Here is a 15,753-nt window from a genome sequence, read left to right as displayed (position 1 = left end):
TGCCTCACAGCGCGCAGGACACGCAGCCCTGCACCTCGGTGCCTTCCAGCGCCATCTGGCGCAGGCGGATGTAGTAAATGGTTTTGATGCCTTTGCGCCAGGCGTAGATCTGCGCGCGGTTGATGTCGCGGGTGGTGGCGGTATCGCGGAAGAACAACGTCAGCGACAGCCCCTGATCGACGTGTTGCGTCGCGGCGGCATAGGTATCGATGATTTTTTCCGGGCCAATCTCGTAGGCATCCTGGTAATACGCCAGGTTGTCGTTGGTCATGTACGGCGCCGGATAGTAAACGCGGCCGATCTTGCCTTCCTTGCGGATCTCGATGCGCGAGACGATCGGATGGATGCTGGAGGTGGCGTTGTTGATGTACGAGATGGAACCGGTCGGCGGCACCGCCTGCAGGTTCTGGTTGTACAGCCCGTGCATCATCACCGACTGGCGCAGCGCGCGCCACTCATCGCGGCCCGGAATGGCGATGCCGGCGGCGGCGAACAGCTCGCGCACCCGCTCGGTCTGTGGCAGCCAGTCGCGTTCGGTGTATTTGTCGAAGTACTCGCCGCTGGCATAGCGCGAGTGCTCAAAGCCGTCGAACGCGCCGCCGCGTTCGATCGCCAGCCGGTTCGAGGCGCGGATGGCGTGATAGGCCACGGTATAGAAATAGAGATTGGTGAAGTCGATGCCTTCTTCCGAACCGTAGAAGATGCGCTCGCGCGCCAGGTAACCGTGCAGGTTCATCTGGCCCAGACCGATGGCGCGGGCGCTGCGGTTGCCTTCGGCGATCGACGGCACCGAGCGGATATCGCTCATGTCGGCCACCGCGGTCAGCGCGCGGATCGCGGTCTCGATCGCCTTGCCGAAGTCCGGCGCGTCCATGGTTTTGGCGATGTTCAGCGAGCCGAGGTTGCAGGAGATATCTTTGCCGATGCGATCGTAGCTCAGATCTTCGTGATAGGTGCTGGCGCGGTTGACCTGCAGGATTTCCGAACACAGGTTGCTCATGTTGATGCGCCCGGCGATCGGATTCTCTCGGTTGACCGTGTCCTCGAACATGACGTAGGGATAGCCGGATTCGAACTGGATCTCCGCCAGCACCTGGAAGAACTCGCGCGCGTTGATGCGCGACTTGCGGATGCGCTTGTCGTCCACCATCTCGCGGTATTTTTCACTGACGCTGATTTCAGACAGCGGCGTGCCATACACCCGTTCGACGTCGTAGGGCGAGAACAGGTACATTTCTTCGTTGTTCTTCGCCAGTTCGAAGGTGATATCCGGGATCACCACCCCCAGCGACAGCGTTTTGATGCGGATCTTCTCGTCGGCGTTTTCCCGCTTGGTGTCGAGAAAACGCAGGATATCCGGGTGGTGGGCGTTGAGATACACCGCGCCCGCCCCCTGGCGCGCGCCGAGCTGGTTGGCGTAGGAGAAGGCGTCTTCGAGCATTTTCATGATCGGAATGACGCCGGAGGACTGGTTCTCGATGCGTTTGATCGGCGCGCCCACCTCGCGAATGTTGCTCAGCATGAAGGCCACGCCGCCGCCGCGTTTCGACAGCTGCAGCGCGGAGTTCACCGCCCGGCCGATCGATTCCATATTGTCTTCGATGCGCAGCAGGAAGCAGGAGACCAGCTCACCGCGCTGGCGTTTGCCGCAGTTGAGGAAGGTCGGCGTGGCCGGCTGGAAGCGGCCCGAAATCATCTCTTCCACCAGATCCTGCGCCAGGGCGGTGTCGCCCGCCGCCAGCGTCAGCGCCACCATGCACACCCGGTCTTCGTAGCGTTCCAGATAGCGCTTGCCGTCGAAGGTTTTGAGCGTATAGCTGGTGTAGTACTTGAAGGCCCCGAGGAAAGTCTCGAAGCGGAATTTTTTGGCGTAGGCCTGCTGGAACAGCTGCTTGATAAACGGGAATTCGTACTGCGCCAGCACCTGCGGCTCGTAGTAGCCTTCTTCCACCAGATAGCGCAGCTTTTCCTCCAGGTTATGGAAGAACACGGTGTTTTGGTTGACGTGCTGCAGGAAGTAGTGCCGCGCCGCCAGCCGATCTTTATCGAACTGGATCCGGCCTTCCGCATCGTAAAGATTGAGCATCGCGTTGAGCGAATGGTAATCCAGCGCGCCCGTCTCGGGCCTGGTCAGTTCTGTCGTTGCCAAAATGCGGTTACTCCCTGTCTAACGTTTTCAACGTCTTGCGTAGTGCCGAGCAGCTCGAAGCGGTACAAGAAAGGCACCTGGCATTTTTTGGCGATGATGTCGCCGGCGATGCCGTACGCTGCGCCGAAGTTGGTGTTCCCGGCGGCGATGACGCCGCGCAGGTATGAACGGTTTTGCGGAACGTTGAGAAAGCGGATCACCTGGATCGGCACCGCGCCGACGGCGCTGCCGCCGCCATAGCTGGGCACGATCAAGATATAGGGCTGTTCCATCAGCAATTTGCTGCGGGCGCCGGCGATCGGAATGCGGATCGCCGGCAGGCCCAGTTTCTCAACGAATCGGTGGGTGTTCTCCGAGCTGCTGGAGAAATAGACCAGCGGATTCATCGTCGGGCCTCAGCAGGTGAGCGCCAGCGCGCCGATTTTGTCCGGCCGGAAACCGGCCCAGTGATCGTCACCGGCGATAATCACCGGAACTTGCTGATAACCTAAGGATTTAACGTGGTCCAGCGCCTGCGGATCCTGGGTGAGGTCGATCACCTGATAATCAATCCCCTGTTTATCAAATGCGCGATAGGTGGCGTTGCACTGGACACAGTCCGGCTTACTGTAAATAATAATGCTCATGATTCGCATTTACCTTTAGGCTGAAGGAAAGGCGGACAAGTCAGAGAACGGAGCATTGTTCCTGGCGTTTCTGACGGCGTTATCAGCCGAACAACATTCCCTGCGGCTGACCCATAAAATACTATATGTTGATATTTGTTTTATCAACCACGCTATATATGGTGGTTTGTCGGGTTTTGCGCGCAGGCCGCGCCGGGGCTGGAAAAGGCGAGGGGAAAAATTTTTGCGGGTGTGAAATTCCCCCTCAGAGTCAAGAGGGGGAGGCGAGCGCATTACTGACGCATGCTGACGGCCAGCCGGTTGAAGGCGTTCATGATGCTGATGGCGAAGGTCAGATCGGCGATCTCGGTATCGCTGAAGTGCGCCTTCAGCGCCTCGAAAGCGCTGTCCGGCGCGCCGGTGGCGGCGATCAGCGTAACCGACTCGGCCCACTCCAGCGCCGCGCGTTCACGCTCGCTGAATTCATGGCTGACGCGCCAGCCCGCCAACGTATCCAGCTTGGCATGGCTGAAGCCGCTTTCGCGCAGCGCTTTGCCGTGCATGTCCAGGCAGTAGGCGCAGCCGTTGATCTGCGAAACGCGCATAAACATCAACTCGATGGTCGCTTTGTCCAGGGCGCCTTTCTCCAGCGCCATCAGCGCGCTCACCATATTTTTGTACGGGGCGGGCGCCAGCTCGGCATAGTTCAAACGTGGCTTAATCATGGTCAACCTCAATCGATAGTAACGAAATCATGGCGCTACTTTAGCGGCCTTATGGTCTATGCTATAGGGCCATAAAATGATTATTTAACCGGGCCATGATGCCACCGTTCCTGACTTCATTGCGGCTGGACAGCCGGCTCGCCGAGCCGCTGTACCGGCAGATTTACCAGCGGATTAAAGACGCCATCGCCCAGGGCAGCCTGGCGGCGGGAAGCCGGCTGCCTTCGGTGCGCGGGTTGGCGAGCGATCTGGGCGTGGCGCGCGCCACGGTGGAAAGCGCCTACGCGCAACTTATTGCCGAAGGTTTATTGCAGAGCCGGGGGCAGGCGGGCACCTATGTCTCGCCGCAGTTGCCGCACATGCCGCCGGGCGCGATGCCCGCTGCGCCGCCGCTGGCGGCGATGGCGCCCGATCCGCTGCAGCCGCAGGGCATGCTGCAGCCTTTCCAACTGGGCGTGCCGGCGCTGGATGCGTTTCCCCGCGCGCTGTGGCAGCGCATTGTCGCCCGCCAGCTGCGCGGTTCCACGGCGGCTTCCCTGGCGCTGCCGCCGGCCGGCGGCCTGCCTGAACTGCGTGAGGCGATCGCCCATTATCTGCATTTGTCGCGCGGCATCAGCTGCCGGCCGGAGCAAATTTTCCTCTGCGCCGGTTATCCGGCGTTGCTGGACTGGGTGACGGAGACGCTGTTGCATGCCGGCGACGCGGTATGGATCGAAGATCCCGGCTATCCGGTCACGCGCCCGCTGTTGCGGGCCGCCGGTGTCAGGCCGGTCGCCGTGCCGGTGGATGAACAGGGGATGGACGTGGCTGCGGGTATGCTGACGGAGCCTGAGGCGCGGCTGGCGGTGGTGACGCCGACCCATCAAAGCCCGCTCGGCGTCTCGCTCAGCCTGGCGCGGCGGGTGGCGCTGCTCGACTGGGCGCAGCAGCGCGGGGCCTGGATCCTCGAGGATGACTACGACAGCGAGTTTCGCTATCACGGGCGGCCGCTGCCGCCGCTGAAAAGCCTCGATGTTCAGGGGCGGGTGCTGTATGCCGGCACCTTCAGCAAAACGCTGTTCCCGGCGCTGCGCATGGCTTATTTAGTGGTGCCCGTCGGCCTCACGGAGGCCTTTGCGCGCAGCAGCCGGCTGCGCGGCTGCGGTTGCCCGCCGCTGCTGCAGGCCGGCGTGGCGGATTTTATCCGGCAAGGGCATTTCTATCGCCACCTGAAACGCATGCGACTGTTGTACCGCCAGCGGCGCGAGTGGCTGACGCTGGCGTTGGAGCGGCAGCTGGAGGCGTGGCTGACGACGGTGCCGCAACAGGGCGGCATTCAGCTGTTGGCCCGGCTGCGCGACGGCTTGGCGGATGCGCCGTTGGCGGCGCAAGCCTGGCAGCAGGGGCTGGCGGTGCAGGCGTTGTCTGACTGGCGAATCGACCATCCGGCGGGGCAAGGGTTACTGCTGGGGTTCGCCAATTTCAGTCGGCGAGAGGAGGCGGAGCGGGCGGTACAGGGGCTGGCGCAGCTGTTTCGCTAAAATTAAACGGCCCGCGATTTCCGCGGGCCAGACGCACATCTGTTTTATCTTTATGACTGCAGGGGTGTTAACGCCGGGCCAGCAGCACGCCGAGCACGATGCCGACGGCGGCACCGATCCCTACGCCCTGCCAAGGTTTGTCACGCACATAGCTGTCGGCTTGATCGACCGCGTCGCGCGCATGTTGTGTCAGACTGGTGGAGCCGTTGAATCGCGCTCGCGCGTCGCGCAGCACGCCTTTCGCCTTGCTGTGCAGCTCTTTCAGTTCCTCTTTGGTCTTGTCACCGGACTCGCGCAACACTTCATCCAGCGTATCGGCCAACAGAGTCACATCCTGATCGATATCGCGTTCTGTTCTTTCCGCTTTCTTAAACATTCAGCTCTCCATTTCGACACATGTCTTTTAAGTGTAGACCATGCCGAGATTTGTGTGGCCGATCACGGAAAAAAACCGCCGTCACGCAGGTGTTTGCCGGCACCTGGGCTTTGTACATTTGGTTACTCGGCGAAACCAATCACTCACGGAAACGGCCGTTTGATTCCACTAGTATCTGTTTCAACGGCTCCACCGGAGCTTACCGAAACAACACTCTGAGGATTTAAAGATGAAAAAAGTATTAGCGCTGATCGTTGCTGCCACTATGGGTCTGTCTTCTGTTGCTTTCGCTGCTGATACTGCAGCTACTGCTCCGGCTACCACCACCGCGCCAGCTGCGACCACCACTACCGCTGCGCCAGCGGCTGCTGCTGAAAAAGCGCCAGCTAAAGCAACGCACCACAAGAAAGCCAAGCACCACAAAAAAGCGCCAGCCCAGAAAGCTCAGGCCGCTAAAAAGCACCACAAAAAAGCGCCAGCTCAGAAAGCCCAGGCTGCTAAAAAACACCACAAAAAAGCGCCAGTGCAGAAAGCTCAGGCCGCTAAAAAACACCACAAAAAAGCCGCTAAAAAAGCTTAATTAAGTGATGTTTGCGGAACCGACAAGGTTCCGCACTCTACAGCCCGTATTCCAGACACCCGGTCTTTCCGGGTGTCTTCTTTTGAGGCTACTCACGATGATCCATCGCTATCTGTTTGAAGTCATTTTCAGCGCGGTAACCCTGTGCGGGGTGATCGTCGGTTGGGAACTGTTTCTGGCCGGCAGCTTCCTGTAATTATTGCGCCGCGGCGGTTTCGTGCAAATGCCGCCAGCCGAGCGCGTCGGGCAGGCGTTCAAACACCACCGTGGAGTAGCGCAGCGTGGCGCTTTGCCCCGGCAGACTCTGTTTTTCCCGGTAGCTGACTACCGCGCCAGTCGGCCATTCGGCCACCAGCTTCATCTCTTCTATCTCGATTTCCAGTCCCGGTTTGGCGGCGCGATGCGCGCGGAAAAAAGCGCACAGCGCGGTGAAATCCAGCGGGGCGCCGTTCAGCGCTATCATGCTGAAATCCGGCGTAAAGCGCGCCAGCAGCGCTTGCTCCTCTCCGGCGCCTTTGCCCAGCCAGCGTTCAATGGCGATGTGGGCGTCGATCACTTCGGTAAAATACGGGTTCATAAAGCATCCTGTTGAGCGTTGAGTTGGCGCACGATGGCGCGGTTGGCGAGGCGCAGACACAGTAACAGCGGGATAAGTGTGCTGGCGCCCGCCAGAATGAAGCAGGTTCGGTAAGCCGCCGCGGGCGGCAACCCGGTCAGCAGCAGATTCAGCAGCAGGCTGAGCAGCGCCACGCCGAGGCAAAAACTGAGCTGGCGGTTGATATTCCACAGTGCGCTGGCGTCCGCCAATTGGCCGTCGGGGATCTGCAGAAACGCGCTGCTCTGCGCGGTGCTGCTACACAGGCTGCCGCCGAACCCCATCAGGGCGAAGGCGGCGATCTGCAACGCGTGCTGCCCGGCCTGATCGATCTGCGCCAGCGTCAGCATGCCGGCGCCTTGCAACAGGCAGCCGGCGATCAGCAGCGGCCGCGGGCCGAGGCGATTAAAGCTTTTGCCGGTCAACGTGATGGCCAGGAACGACGCCAGCGCCCAGGGCAGCATCAGGCCGCCGACCTGCGCGGCGGGCATCCCCAACTGGTTTTGCAAATACAGCATCGCCACCAGGCTGACGCCGATGAACAGGCCGGGAATGCACAAATAAACCGCCATGGCGTTGCGCAGCAGCGGATCGCCGACCAGCCGCAGGTTCAGCAGCGGCTGCGGGGTGCGCAGGCTATGGCGCAGATAATAGGCCAGCACCAGCAGGCCGGCGGCCAGCAGCGCCGCGCCGGAAACCTGATGACCGGCTTCGCTCAGCCGGGTCAGGCCGAGCAGCAGCAGCGTCAGCGCCGCGCAGGCGCTCAGTAATCCTGTCGCGTCGAGCGGTTTGCGCGCCGCCGTCGGCGCTTCCGCACGTAGCCACAACGCCGCCAGCGCCAGGGCCAGGGCCGCCAGCGGCAGGTTGGCGAAAAACACCCAGCGCCAGTCCAACCGATCGACGAGCCAGCCGCCCAGCGCCGGTGACAGCGCCGGCGCCAGCAGCCCCACCAACATGATGGCCGCCGACAGCCCGGCGCGTTCATGGCTGCGGTACAGCTGATAGGTCAGGGTCTGGCCGATGGGGATCAGCAAACCGCCGCCCATGCCTTGCAGGGTGCGCCAGCCGATCAGCGCGCCGATGCTGTCGGCGTTGCCCGCGCCGAGGGTGGCCAGCATGAACAGCGTCAGCGACAGCAGGAACACTCGCCGCCCGCCGATGCGCTGCGCCAGCCAGGCGCTGAGCGGGATCACCAGCGTCAGGCCGAGAATATAGCCGTTGCTGACCCACGCCAGTTGGCTGACCGATGCCCCCATCGCCTGGCCGATGGCGGGGTAGGCGACGTTGGCGATAAACATATTGATCAGATCGACGAAAAAGCCGAGCAGATAGACGATTGCCACTTTGCTGCGATAAGACATGGTGCCTCCGGTTGAAGGCGAGCAGTGTATCGGGGGGAAAAGTGCGGATAAATCGGCGACGGGCGATTACACTGTCAAAATTATTTTGACAATAAGGGCGACGAAATGCTGAATTTGCAGCGTCTGGCGATCTTCGCGTCGGTGGTGGAAGCGGGCAGCTTTACCGCGGCGGCGGCGGCGCTGGGGCAAACCAAGGCGGTGGTGAGCTTTAACGTCAAGCAGCTGGAGAACGAACTGGGGGTTTCACTGCTGGCGCGCAGCACCCGCCGATTGTCGCTGACCGATGCCGGCGAACGCTTCTACCAGCGCAGCCTGCAGCTGTTGCAGGAGGCGGAGAACGTGCTCGACGACGTGCGACGCGATCATCACGGGCTGAGCGGCGTGCTGCGTATCACCAGCACGCCTGAGTATGGCGCGCAGGTCGTGGTGCCGGCGCTGGCGGCGTTTTCGCGGCAGCATCCGCGCCTGCGCATCCAGCATGTGTCTTCCTCTTATCATGCCGATCTGATCTCGGAGCGCTTCGACGTGGCGATCCGCCTGGGCCAGCTGGCGGATTCCAGCCACCGCGCGGCGCTGATCGACAGCTTCGCCATCTTTCCGGTGGCGGCGCCGAATTATCTGGCCGAGCGGCAGATTCATTCGCTGACGGATCTGGCGCAGGCGCAGTGGATCGCCCACAGCCGGCTCAGTTCGCCCCTCAGCTGGCAGGTGGTCACGCCGCAGCGCGAAGCGGTGCTGTTCAAGGTCGCGGATGCCGCCACGCTCACCGGCGACAGCGCCGCGGCATTGCTGGCGTTCGCCCTGCATGGCGCCGGGGTGGCGCTGCTGCCGGCGTGGCTGGCACAGCCCGACATCGATGCTGGCAGGCTGCAGCGGTTGCTGCCGGATCACCGTTTCCCCGAGCAGAGCATCTATGCGCTCTACCCGAACACGCGCCACGTGCCGGAGAAGGTGCGGGCGTTTATCGATTTTCTGCGTGCGCGGGTGGCGGCAAACCGTTAGCGAAATAATAATTCGTTATCACTCTCTCATTTATCATCAAATCTCGTCGGGGTATGCTGGCAATCTCTGTCTACCCCGTCCGATGCGAGCCACCTTCGATGACCGCAGAAAATAACCTCCAACTGAACCGACGCATTCTGTCCGTGGTGATGTTCACCTTCGTCTGCTATCTGACCATCGGCCTGCCGCTGGCGGTGTTGCCGGGATTTGTGCATGACCACCTGGGCTACAACTCGGTGCTGGCGGGCCTTATCATCAGCGCGCAGTACTTCGCCACGCTGTTCAGCCGCCCGCACGCCGGGCGTTACGCCGATCAGTTGGGGCCGAAGAAGGTGGTGCTGTTCGGCCTGGCCTGCTGCGGCGCCAGCGGCCTGTTTTACGCGCTGGCGTTCGGCGTTGACGGTTGGCCGTGGCTCAGCCTACTGCTGCTGTGCGTGGGGCGGGTGTTTCTCGGCGTCGGCGAAAGCTTCGCCAGCACCGGCTCCACGCTGTGGGGCATCGGCCGGGTTGGGGCGATGCACACCGCGCGGGTGATCTCCTGGAACGGCGTCGCCACCTACGGTGCGATGGCGGCCGGCGCGCCGCTCGGCGTGTATCTGAATCAGCAGTGGGGCTTGGCCGGGGTGGCGGCGCTGATCGTGCTGGCGGTTGCGGTGGCGCTGTTGTTGGCGAGCGGCAAGCCGGACGTCTCGATCGCCGCCGGGCAACGCATCGCCTTTCGCGCGGTGTTCGGCCGCATTTGGGCCTATGGTCTCGGGCTGGCGATGGGCACCGTCGGCTTCGGCGTGATCGCCACGTTCATCACCCTTTACTACGCCGACAAAGGCTGGAGCGGCGCGGCGTTTTCGCTGACGCTGTTCAGCTGCGCCTTCGTCGGCATTCGCCTGATCTTCAGCAATGTCATCAACCGCCACGGCGGGTTGAAGGTGACGCTGGCGTCGTTTCTGGTTGAGATCGTCGGGCTGCTGTTGATTTGGCAGGCCGGCGAGCCCTGTATGGTGCAAACCGGCGCATTGCTGGCCGGCGCCGGTTTTTCGCTGGTGTTCCCGGCGCTGGGCGTTGAGGCGGTGAAACAGGTGCCGCCGCAGAATCAGGGCACGGCGCTCGGCACCTATTCGGCGTTCCTCGACCTGGCGTTGGGCATCACCGGCCCGCTGGCCGGGCTGCTGATTGGGCAGGCGGGCGTGCCGTCGATTTATCTGGCGGCGGCGCTGCTGGTGGCGCTCGGGGTGTTGCTCACTCTGCGCCTGCTGCAGCGCAGCCGGGCCTGATTCAGGAATAGTCCGAAACCCGGATTCCTCCCCAGAAAATCATTGTTTCGGTGAATGATTACGGTAAGGTCGCTCAGCGGTCCAGAATGAGAGGAGGAATCGATGTATTTACGGCCGGATGAAGTGGCTAAAGTGTTGGAGAATACCGGCTTTGAGCGTGATTATGTCACCGATCAGGCCTATGGTTACCGCAAGGGCGCACACTACGTGTATGTGAATCGCGAAGCGCGGATGGGCAGAACCGCGTTGGTGATCCACCCGGCGTTGAAAGAGAGAAGCGTACATTTCGCCACGCCGACCTCGCCGGTGCGCACCAGCGAGCAATATCTGGAATTTCCCCTGGATTTAAGCAGCGACGCGCCGAATCAGCGTTACGGCATCGCACACGGCTTCAGCTCGCGCGAAGCGCTGTCGCGTTACCTCTACAGCATGTTCCTGTAAACGGTCCCCCGCCAGGGGGACGCTATCAGCCGTGGGCCAACGCTTCGCGGTTGAAACGCTCGTTGTAGGCGCGGCGGAACTGCGCCAGTTCAAACGCATCGATATCCAACTCGGCGAAGTAAAACAGCGCCGCTTCGGTGTGCTCGGCGTGCAGCTCCGGCGACAGCCCGGCGCGCAGCAGCACGTCGCGCCAATGGCCAATCTGCTCGTCGTCCGCCTGTTTGATGAACGTCAGGTAGATGAACAGCAGGTAAGCGGCCTGGTGCATCTCTTCGGTATAGCCGTTGTTCAGCATGCGGATAAAGGTCTGGCTTTGGCGGCCGCCCATTTCCTGGATCATCGATTCGATCAGCATCGGTTTAACCCTCAGCAGATGGGCCAGCGAATCGATGGCTTTACGGGTATCGGACGTCAAAATGCGGTAACCGATGATGAATACGACGATCAGGGCGGCGAGGATGATCCAGGTCATTTAGGCTTTATTACACTCTCAATACGCCAGAAGAGGGGCGGGAGGCGCTGTGCGACAGCGCCCGCTATCAATGCTGTTCGCCGCTGAAATTACCGACCGCACTCTGTTGGCGCAGGTGGTGATTGAAGGTGGCCGCGTCTTTGGCCAGCGCGTCCAGATGGGCACCGAGCATTTTGATCTGCTTGACCAGCGCATGCTGCTCCGGCACCGAACTGGCGGTGCTCAGTTTGCGCGCCAGTTGTTCATTCTGCGCCCGCAGCGCGGCTTCGCGCTGTTTGGCTTCTTCCAGCAGTTGCTGCAGCGCCTGGTAGCTCCGCTGCCATTCGCGGTGTTGCCGTTCGAAGCTGCTCTGCAACTCATTCATCGCATTTTGAAACTGGATTTCCAGCTCGCGCATTGTCATGGGCTCGATCCTTTGCGGCACTCAATGATGGCTTAGCAGTATAGCGAAAACTGCTCGCAAGCTCACCCGTTGACGACAATTGAGACAAATGCCGCTGACAATTCCCGGCTTGCAACCGCGCCAAGGCGTCTTACAATCGTCCCCATCCCCGGCCGTAAAGGCTGCCGTTCAAGAGAGGTGGAACATGAGCGAGCAGGAAAAAGACTTTTTTGAACAGGCGATGGCAGACGTGGTGCCGCTGGCGAGCAGGCGCCAGACGCTGTACCTCAAGCCGCAGGAGACGGTGGACAAAAGCGCGCGGCGCGAAGCGCAGCGGCTGATGCAGGAAAACTTCCTCAGCACCGATTTCCTCGAGGTGATCCCCTGCGATCGGCCGCTGGAGTTCAAAGGGGAAGGCATTCAGCAGGGCGTGCTGGACAAGCTGCGCAACGGGCGTTACCCGCCGCAGGCGTCGCTGAATTTGCTGCGTCAGCCGGTTGAAGCCAGCCGGCAGGCGCTGTTCCGTTTCATTATGCAGGCGGAGGCGCAAAACCTGCGTTCGCTGCTGATCGTGCACGGCCGCGGGCGGCAGAACGAAAGCCATCCGAATATCGTGCGCAGTTACGTCGCCAAATGGCTGGCGCAGTTTGAACAGGTGCAGGCGTTTTGCCGCGCCTTACCGCGCGACGGCGGTGAGGGCGCCTGCTATGTCACGCTGCGTAAATCGGCGCAGGCCAGGGCGGAAAACTTTGAGCGCCACGCCAAGCGCAGCCGGTGAAAGGATAGCCGAAATAAAATGGCCGGCGCATATCGCCGGCCATCGATGAATTATTTATTAAATATTTTATAGTCCAGCGAATAACGGCCGGCGCCAGTCACCGCCAGCAGCAGCAAACCGCCAATGATGCTGATGTTTTTAAAGAAGTTGATTTCGTTGCCCATCATTTCCATGCCGGTCATTTTCCAGAACGGATGGCCGATAAACGCGGTGCCCAACACATACAGGGCAAAAATGACCGCGATAGGGCGAGTAAACAGGCCGAGAATAAGCGCGATGCCGAAAATAAACTCCACCACCACGGCGACAATCGCCGCCAAATAAGGCATCGGCGTGCCATAGCCTTCCATCGCCGTGACGGTCGCACCGAAGTTGACCAGTTTCATCCAGCCGAAAATGATAAACAGAACCATCAGTAGAATGCGGGACAGCAGAATTACGCCGTCTTTTGAGCTATCACCCATTTCGAACTCCTTAGCCACTGTCGGAATTATGTTGTCTTGCTGAATAAAGATTAGAACAATTTACGGTTTTTTCTAGCGGCGACGGGCGGTTGCGCCACTTTTTTCGGCGGACGAGAGGCGTGGTGAAGCCGGCGGCATTGCCTATACTTGAGCCTGGAGCAAAAACAATAAAACGGGCAATGTGAGGCCATGATGGATGAAGAATTGACCGCCGCCGGTTACCGCCGTTATTCCGGCGACAAGATTGACGTTTATTTTAACAGCGCGATATGCCGCCATTCCGCCAACTGCGTGCGTGGCAACGCGGCTATTTTTACCCTGAATCGCCGGCCGTGGATTATGCCGGACAATGCCGACGCGGCCGAAGTGAAACGCGTTATCGATACTTGCCCCAGCGGCGCACTGAAATATAGGGAGAAATAATATGGATCATAAAATACTGGCGGACGAGAAGCGTTTTTATATCAATGACGAGCACGGCAAGTTGATCGCCGAGATCTCTTTCGTGCCGAGCGGGGACAAGCTGACCATTATCGATCACACCTGGGTGGATGAGTCATTGAAGGGGCAGGGCGTCGGCAAAAAGCTGGTGGCGCTGGTGGTGGAGAAAATGCGCGCGGAGCAGCGCAAAATCATTCCGCTGTGCCCGTTCGCCAAGCATGAGTTCGATACCACCCCAGCCTATCAGGACATTCGCGCCTGAGGCGATAACGGGGCGCGGCGCGCCCCGGTCATTCAGCAGACGCCGAAATCGCCGTCTTCGTGGTACAGCGCCACCTCGTTGGCCTGCACTTCCGTGCGCTGCTCTTTACCCAGTTCATTCCAGCTGCAAACCAGGGTTTCGCCGTCGATCGCCACCACGGTCATCTTCGGGCCGCCGGTGGTGCGTTGTACAAAATCACCGATATTGAATGCCATGCGTTCCTCCACAACAGATTAAACCTCATCTATTGATAACACAGAATGGCGCCGCCGTTGGCAGGTGTTTCGTTATGTATTAAATTATACAGCGACTATTACCAGGGAGAGCAAACTAACATGCCGGGATTATTGATGTTTTATGTGGGCGGTACGGCGCCGGGCGCCAATATTGAGTTGCACGACGTGCAGTTCGCGGCGGCGGATCGGCCGGAAGAAGCGTATCCGCTGCTGCGTGAAAAGTGGTTCGGCGATAAGCGCAAGGTGCATGTCGACGGCTATGCGCGCATCGACTGGGCGGACGGTTACGACGTGAGCCTGAAGCCCGCGCCGTTTGCCGGTGAAGAGAAGCTGTTTTTCGTTAACGTGGGCGGCTACCGCAGCGATGAGCTGGCGGAATTGCACCAGTTCGGTCTGTTTGTGGCGCGCTCCGCCGACGAGGCGAAGGAGAAAGCCAAACGGGCGCTGCTGACGGACAGCGCGCAGCAGCACAAAGATGATCTGGCTGAGGTGGACGACTGCCTGCTGCTGCAGGCGCTGCAGGGCTACCACGTGCATCTGCGCGCCAACCCGCACGGCGAACCGGCCCGGCCGCTGTGGCAGGGGTATCTGCCGATCGGCGAACCCGCGTTATAACGCCGCTTCGAACACCCGCGGCAGGTTGAGATCGAGGCGTTTCAAATCCAGATGCATGATATTCATTGCCTGTTGATGAAAATGCCGTTCATGCAGCATGAGAGGCGCTGTATGCTGGCAAGCACAGCCATCAACTCACACAGGACTTGCCATGACCATTGAGATTTACCCGGCGCAAAAAAGCGACGCCAAACTGATTCTGGATATGATTATCGAGCTGGCGGTGTACGAAAAGGCGCGCGAGCAGGTGCGGGCCAGCGTGGAGGACATCGAACGCAGCCTTTTTGGGCCGGGCGCCTGTTCCGAAGCGCTGATTTGCACGGTAAACGGCGAGCCGGCGGGTTATGCGGTGTTCTTTATGAGTTACTCCACCTGGCTGGGTAAAAACGGCATCTATCTGGAAGACCTGTACGTGGCGCCGAAGCATCGCGGCGCGGGCGCCGGTAAAACGCTGCTGCGGCACATCGCCCAACTGGCGTGCGAGCGGCAGTGCGGCCGCCTGGAGTGGAGCGTGCTGGACTGGAATCAGCCGGCTATCGATTTCTACCTTAGCATCGGCGCGCAGCCGCAGGGCGAGTGGGTGCGTTATCGCATGGAGGGCGAGGCGCTGACGCACTTCGCGGCGCACGGGGCGGCGCTGCCGGTACAATAGCCGTTGGGGGGAGGCGGCCTCCCCAACTGTGGTGGTGTGAACGGTTTACTGCGGATCAATCAGGCGGGTTTGCGGGCGGCGAGAATGAAGATCATCGGGCGTTCCTGCTCTTCGTCCAGCGCCGGAGTAGCGGCGATTTGCTGCGCGCTGGGGCCCCATTCGTTCAAATGCTGGATGATAAACCCTTGCTGCGCCAGCGGGTTGATATAGCTGCCGAGCGTGCGGTGCTGCTTGATGACGCCTTCCGCCAGCCAGTTGGAGACGCGCCGGCCTTCCCGTTGGTAGCCGTTGACCGGCCAGGATTTCTGCCCGTTGCCGTCGGTCAGCCAGCCCTGCTGCGCCGGGGCGGTGTAGATCGGGTGCTCGGCGGTGAAGATGAACTGCCCGCCGGGTTTCAGCGCGGCGTAAACCGTGGCGAACAGCGCGGCTAGATCCTCGAGGTAGTGCAGCGTCAGCGAGCTGTAGATCAGATCGTAACTTTCCGGCGGCAGCTGCAGCTGCGCCAAATCTTGCCGACGGTACTCGATGCCCGAGTCGGCGGTCATCTCCCGCGCTTTGGCCAGCATCTTTTCCGAGACGTCCAGCCCCAGCACGCTGGCTGCGCCCTGTTCGCGGGCGCTGCGGCAGAACCAGCCGTAGCCGCAGCCGAGATCGACCACGCTTTTGCCCTGTAAATCCGGCAGGATGCGGCGGATGGCGGGCCATTCCGGCGCGCCGTCCAGGCCGTGCTGCGAGCGGCTGAGCTGCGCGTAGCCGTCGAAGAAGGCCTGATTGTCATAGATATTTTGCGTCATGATGACTCCTTGGGGTGAATGACGGCGGCGGA

22 protein-coding genes are annotated in these 15,753 nt (G+C 60.9%); 10 read left to right on the top strand and 12 right to left on the bottom strand.

Annotated elements, in window-relative coordinates; all coding sequences use genetic code 11:
• Positions 1-4: 4 nt before the first annotated feature.
• From nrdE to ACJ8PE_RS13980, 4 genes are all read right to left on the bottom strand, one after another.
• Positions 5-2,149, bottom strand: coding sequence for a class 1b ribonucleoside-diphosphate reductase subunit alpha (gene nrdE, locus ACJ8PE_RS13995; protein WP_071845116.1), 2,145 nt, complete (start codon positions 2,147-2,149; stop codon positions 5-7).
• Positions 2,131-2,535, bottom strand: coding sequence for a class Ib ribonucleoside-diphosphate reductase assembly flavoprotein NrdI (nrdI, locus tag ACJ8PE_RS13990; protein WP_004928930.1), 405 nt, complete (start codon positions 2,533-2,535; stop codon positions 2,131-2,133). Before nrdI ends, nrdE begins: the two co-directional genes overlap by 19 nt.
• A 9-nt stretch (positions 2,536-2,544) precedes the next feature.
• On the bottom strand, positions 2,545-2,775 hold the full coding sequence (locus ACJ8PE_RS13985; protein ID WP_033644148.1) for a redoxin NrdH: 231 nt from the start codon (positions 2,773-2,775) through the stop codon (positions 2,545-2,547).
• A gap of 272 nt (positions 2,776-3,047) precedes the next feature.
• Entirely contained in the window at positions 3,048-3,479 is a 432-nt protein-coding gene (locus ACJ8PE_RS13980; protein WP_042785242.1) for a carboxymuconolactone decarboxylase family protein, read from the bottom strand.
• A 95-nt stretch (positions 3,480-3,574) separates the two neighbouring features.
• On the opposite strand from ACJ8PE_RS13980, the gene pdxR reads away from it, so the two are divergent.
• Positions 3,575-4,999: a MocR-like pyridoxine biosynthesis transcription factor PdxR gene (gene pdxR / locus ACJ8PE_RS13975; RefSeq protein WP_404769058.1), complete on the top strand. Its 1,425-nt coding sequence runs from the start codon at positions 3,575-3,577 to the stop codon at positions 4,997-4,999.
• 67 nt (positions 5,000-5,066) lie between these two features.
• On the opposite strand, the gene ACJ8PE_RS13970 is transcribed toward pdxR, so the two are convergent.
• Entirely contained in the window at positions 5,067-5,375 is a 309-nt protein-coding gene (locus tag ACJ8PE_RS13970) for a DUF883 family protein (protein WP_004928950.1), read from the bottom strand.
• A gap of 229 nt (positions 5,376-5,604) precedes the next feature.
• Between ACJ8PE_RS13970 and asr the strand changes: the two genes are divergently transcribed.
• Positions 5,605-5,955 carry an acid resistance repetitive basic protein Asr gene (gene asr / locus ACJ8PE_RS13965; protein WP_103830240.1) on the top strand — a complete coding sequence of 117 codons (351 nt, stop codon included), beginning with the start codon at positions 5,605-5,607 and terminating at the stop codon, positions 5,953-5,955.
• 196 nt (positions 5,956-6,151) lie between these two features.
• Here the strand turns inward: asr and ACJ8PE_RS13960 are convergent, their stop codons facing one another.
• Positions 6,152-6,532 carry a DUF4440 domain-containing protein gene (locus ACJ8PE_RS13960; RefSeq protein ID WP_004928958.1) on the bottom strand — a complete coding sequence of 127 codons (381 nt, stop codon included), beginning with the start codon at positions 6,530-6,532 and terminating at the stop codon, positions 6,152-6,154.
• Entirely contained in the window at positions 6,529-7,911 is a 1,383-nt protein-coding gene (locus ACJ8PE_RS13955; protein ID WP_404769060.1) for an MFS transporter, read from the bottom strand. Before ACJ8PE_RS13955 ends, ACJ8PE_RS13960 begins: the two co-directional genes overlap by 4 nt.
• A gap of 105 nt (positions 7,912-8,016) precedes the next feature.
• On the opposite strand from ACJ8PE_RS13955, the gene ACJ8PE_RS13950 reads away from it, so the two are divergent.
• From ACJ8PE_RS13950 to ACJ8PE_RS13940, 3 genes are all read left to right on the top strand, one after another.
• Positions 8,017-8,913 (top strand): LysR family transcriptional regulator, encoded by an 897-nt coding sequence (locus ACJ8PE_RS13950; protein ID WP_197760266.1) that lies wholly within the window; start codon positions 8,017-8,019, stop codon positions 8,911-8,913.
• 98 nt (positions 8,914-9,011) lie between these two features.
• Entirely contained in the window at positions 9,012-10,184 is a 1,173-nt protein-coding gene (locus ACJ8PE_RS13945) for an MFS transporter (RefSeq protein WP_404769061.1), read from the top strand.
• A gap of 102 nt (positions 10,185-10,286) precedes the next feature.
• Positions 10,287-10,625: a DUF2002 family protein gene (locus tag ACJ8PE_RS13940; RefSeq protein WP_042785237.1), complete on the top strand. Its 339-nt coding sequence runs from the start codon at positions 10,287-10,289 to the stop codon at positions 10,623-10,625.
• Positions 10,626-10,650: 25 nt separating this feature from the next.
• Here the strand turns inward: ACJ8PE_RS13940 and ACJ8PE_RS13935 are convergent, their stop codons facing one another.
• Positions 10,651-11,097 (bottom strand): DUF1198 family protein, encoded by a 447-nt coding sequence (locus ACJ8PE_RS13935; RefSeq protein WP_033644142.1) that lies wholly within the window; start codon positions 11,095-11,097, stop codon positions 10,651-10,653.
• Positions 11,098-11,164: 67 nt separating this feature from the next.
• Entirely contained in the window at positions 11,165-11,500 is a 336-nt protein-coding gene (locus tag ACJ8PE_RS13930; protein WP_033644141.1) for an MbeD/MobD family mobilization/exclusion protein, read from the bottom strand.
• Positions 11,501-11,684: 184 nt separating this feature from the next.
• Here ACJ8PE_RS13930 and smrA point away from each other — a divergent pair, with 184 nt between their 5' ends.
• Positions 11,685-12,257, top strand: coding sequence for a DNA endonuclease SmrA (smrA, locus tag ACJ8PE_RS13925; protein WP_197793466.1), 573 nt, complete (start codon positions 11,685-11,687; stop codon positions 12,255-12,257).
• 50 nt (positions 12,258-12,307) lie between these two features.
• On the opposite strand, the gene ACJ8PE_RS13920 is transcribed toward smrA, so the two are convergent.
• Positions 12,308-12,721, bottom strand: coding sequence for a DoxX family protein (locus ACJ8PE_RS13920; protein WP_016929826.1), 414 nt, complete (start codon positions 12,719-12,721; stop codon positions 12,308-12,310).
• Positions 12,722-12,913: 192 nt separating this feature from the next.
• On the opposite strand from ACJ8PE_RS13920, the gene ACJ8PE_RS13915 reads away from it, so the two are divergent.
• Both ACJ8PE_RS13915 and ACJ8PE_RS13910 read left to right on the top strand, forming a co-directional pair.
• The gene (locus ACJ8PE_RS13915; RefSeq protein WP_016929825.1) at positions 12,914-13,144 is read left to right on the top strand and encodes a (4Fe-4S)-binding protein; all 231 of its coding nucleotides are present in this window, start codon (positions 12,914-12,916) and stop codon (positions 13,142-13,144) included.
• Between the two features lies 1 nt (position 13,145).
• Positions 13,146-13,424: a GNAT family N-acetyltransferase gene (locus ACJ8PE_RS13910; protein WP_033644139.1), complete on the top strand. Its 279-nt coding sequence runs from the start codon at positions 13,146-13,148 to the stop codon at positions 13,422-13,424.
• Positions 13,425-13,456: 32 nt separating this feature from the next.
• Here the strand turns inward: ACJ8PE_RS13910 and ACJ8PE_RS13905 are convergent, their stop codons facing one another.
• Positions 13,457-13,639, bottom strand: a complete 183-nt coding sequence (locus ACJ8PE_RS13905; protein WP_016929823.1) for a YodC family protein — start codon at positions 13,637-13,639, stop codon at positions 13,457-13,459.
• 120 nt (positions 13,640-13,759) lie between these two features.
• Between ACJ8PE_RS13905 and ACJ8PE_RS13900 the strand changes: the two genes are divergently transcribed.
• Both ACJ8PE_RS13900 and ACJ8PE_RS13895 read left to right on the top strand, forming a co-directional pair.
• A complete protein-coding gene (locus tag ACJ8PE_RS13900; RefSeq protein ID WP_197760263.1) occupies positions 13,760-14,275 on the top strand; it encodes a DUF1543 domain-containing protein in 516 nt (171 codons plus the stop codon).
• Between the two features lie 151 nt (positions 14,276-14,426).
• Positions 14,427-14,927: a GNAT family N-acetyltransferase gene (locus ACJ8PE_RS13895; RefSeq protein ID WP_033651602.1), complete on the top strand. Its 501-nt coding sequence runs from the start codon at positions 14,427-14,429 to the stop codon at positions 14,925-14,927.
• 59 nt (positions 14,928-14,986) lie between these two features.
• Here ACJ8PE_RS13895 and ACJ8PE_RS13890 read toward each other — a convergent pair whose 3' ends face one another.
• On the bottom strand, positions 14,987-15,721 hold the full coding sequence (locus ACJ8PE_RS13890) for a class I SAM-dependent methyltransferase (protein WP_033651601.1): 735 nt from the start codon (positions 15,719-15,721) through the stop codon (positions 14,987-14,989).
• Positions 15,722-15,753 lie beyond the last annotated feature (32 nt).

The organism is Serratia sp. CY74737, assembly GCF_052166775.1.
Lineage (GTDB): Bacteria > Pseudomonadota > Gammaproteobacteria > Enterobacterales > Enterobacteriaceae > Serratia > Serratia ureilytica.
This window is presented reverse-complemented; position numbering and strand designations above follow the sequence as displayed.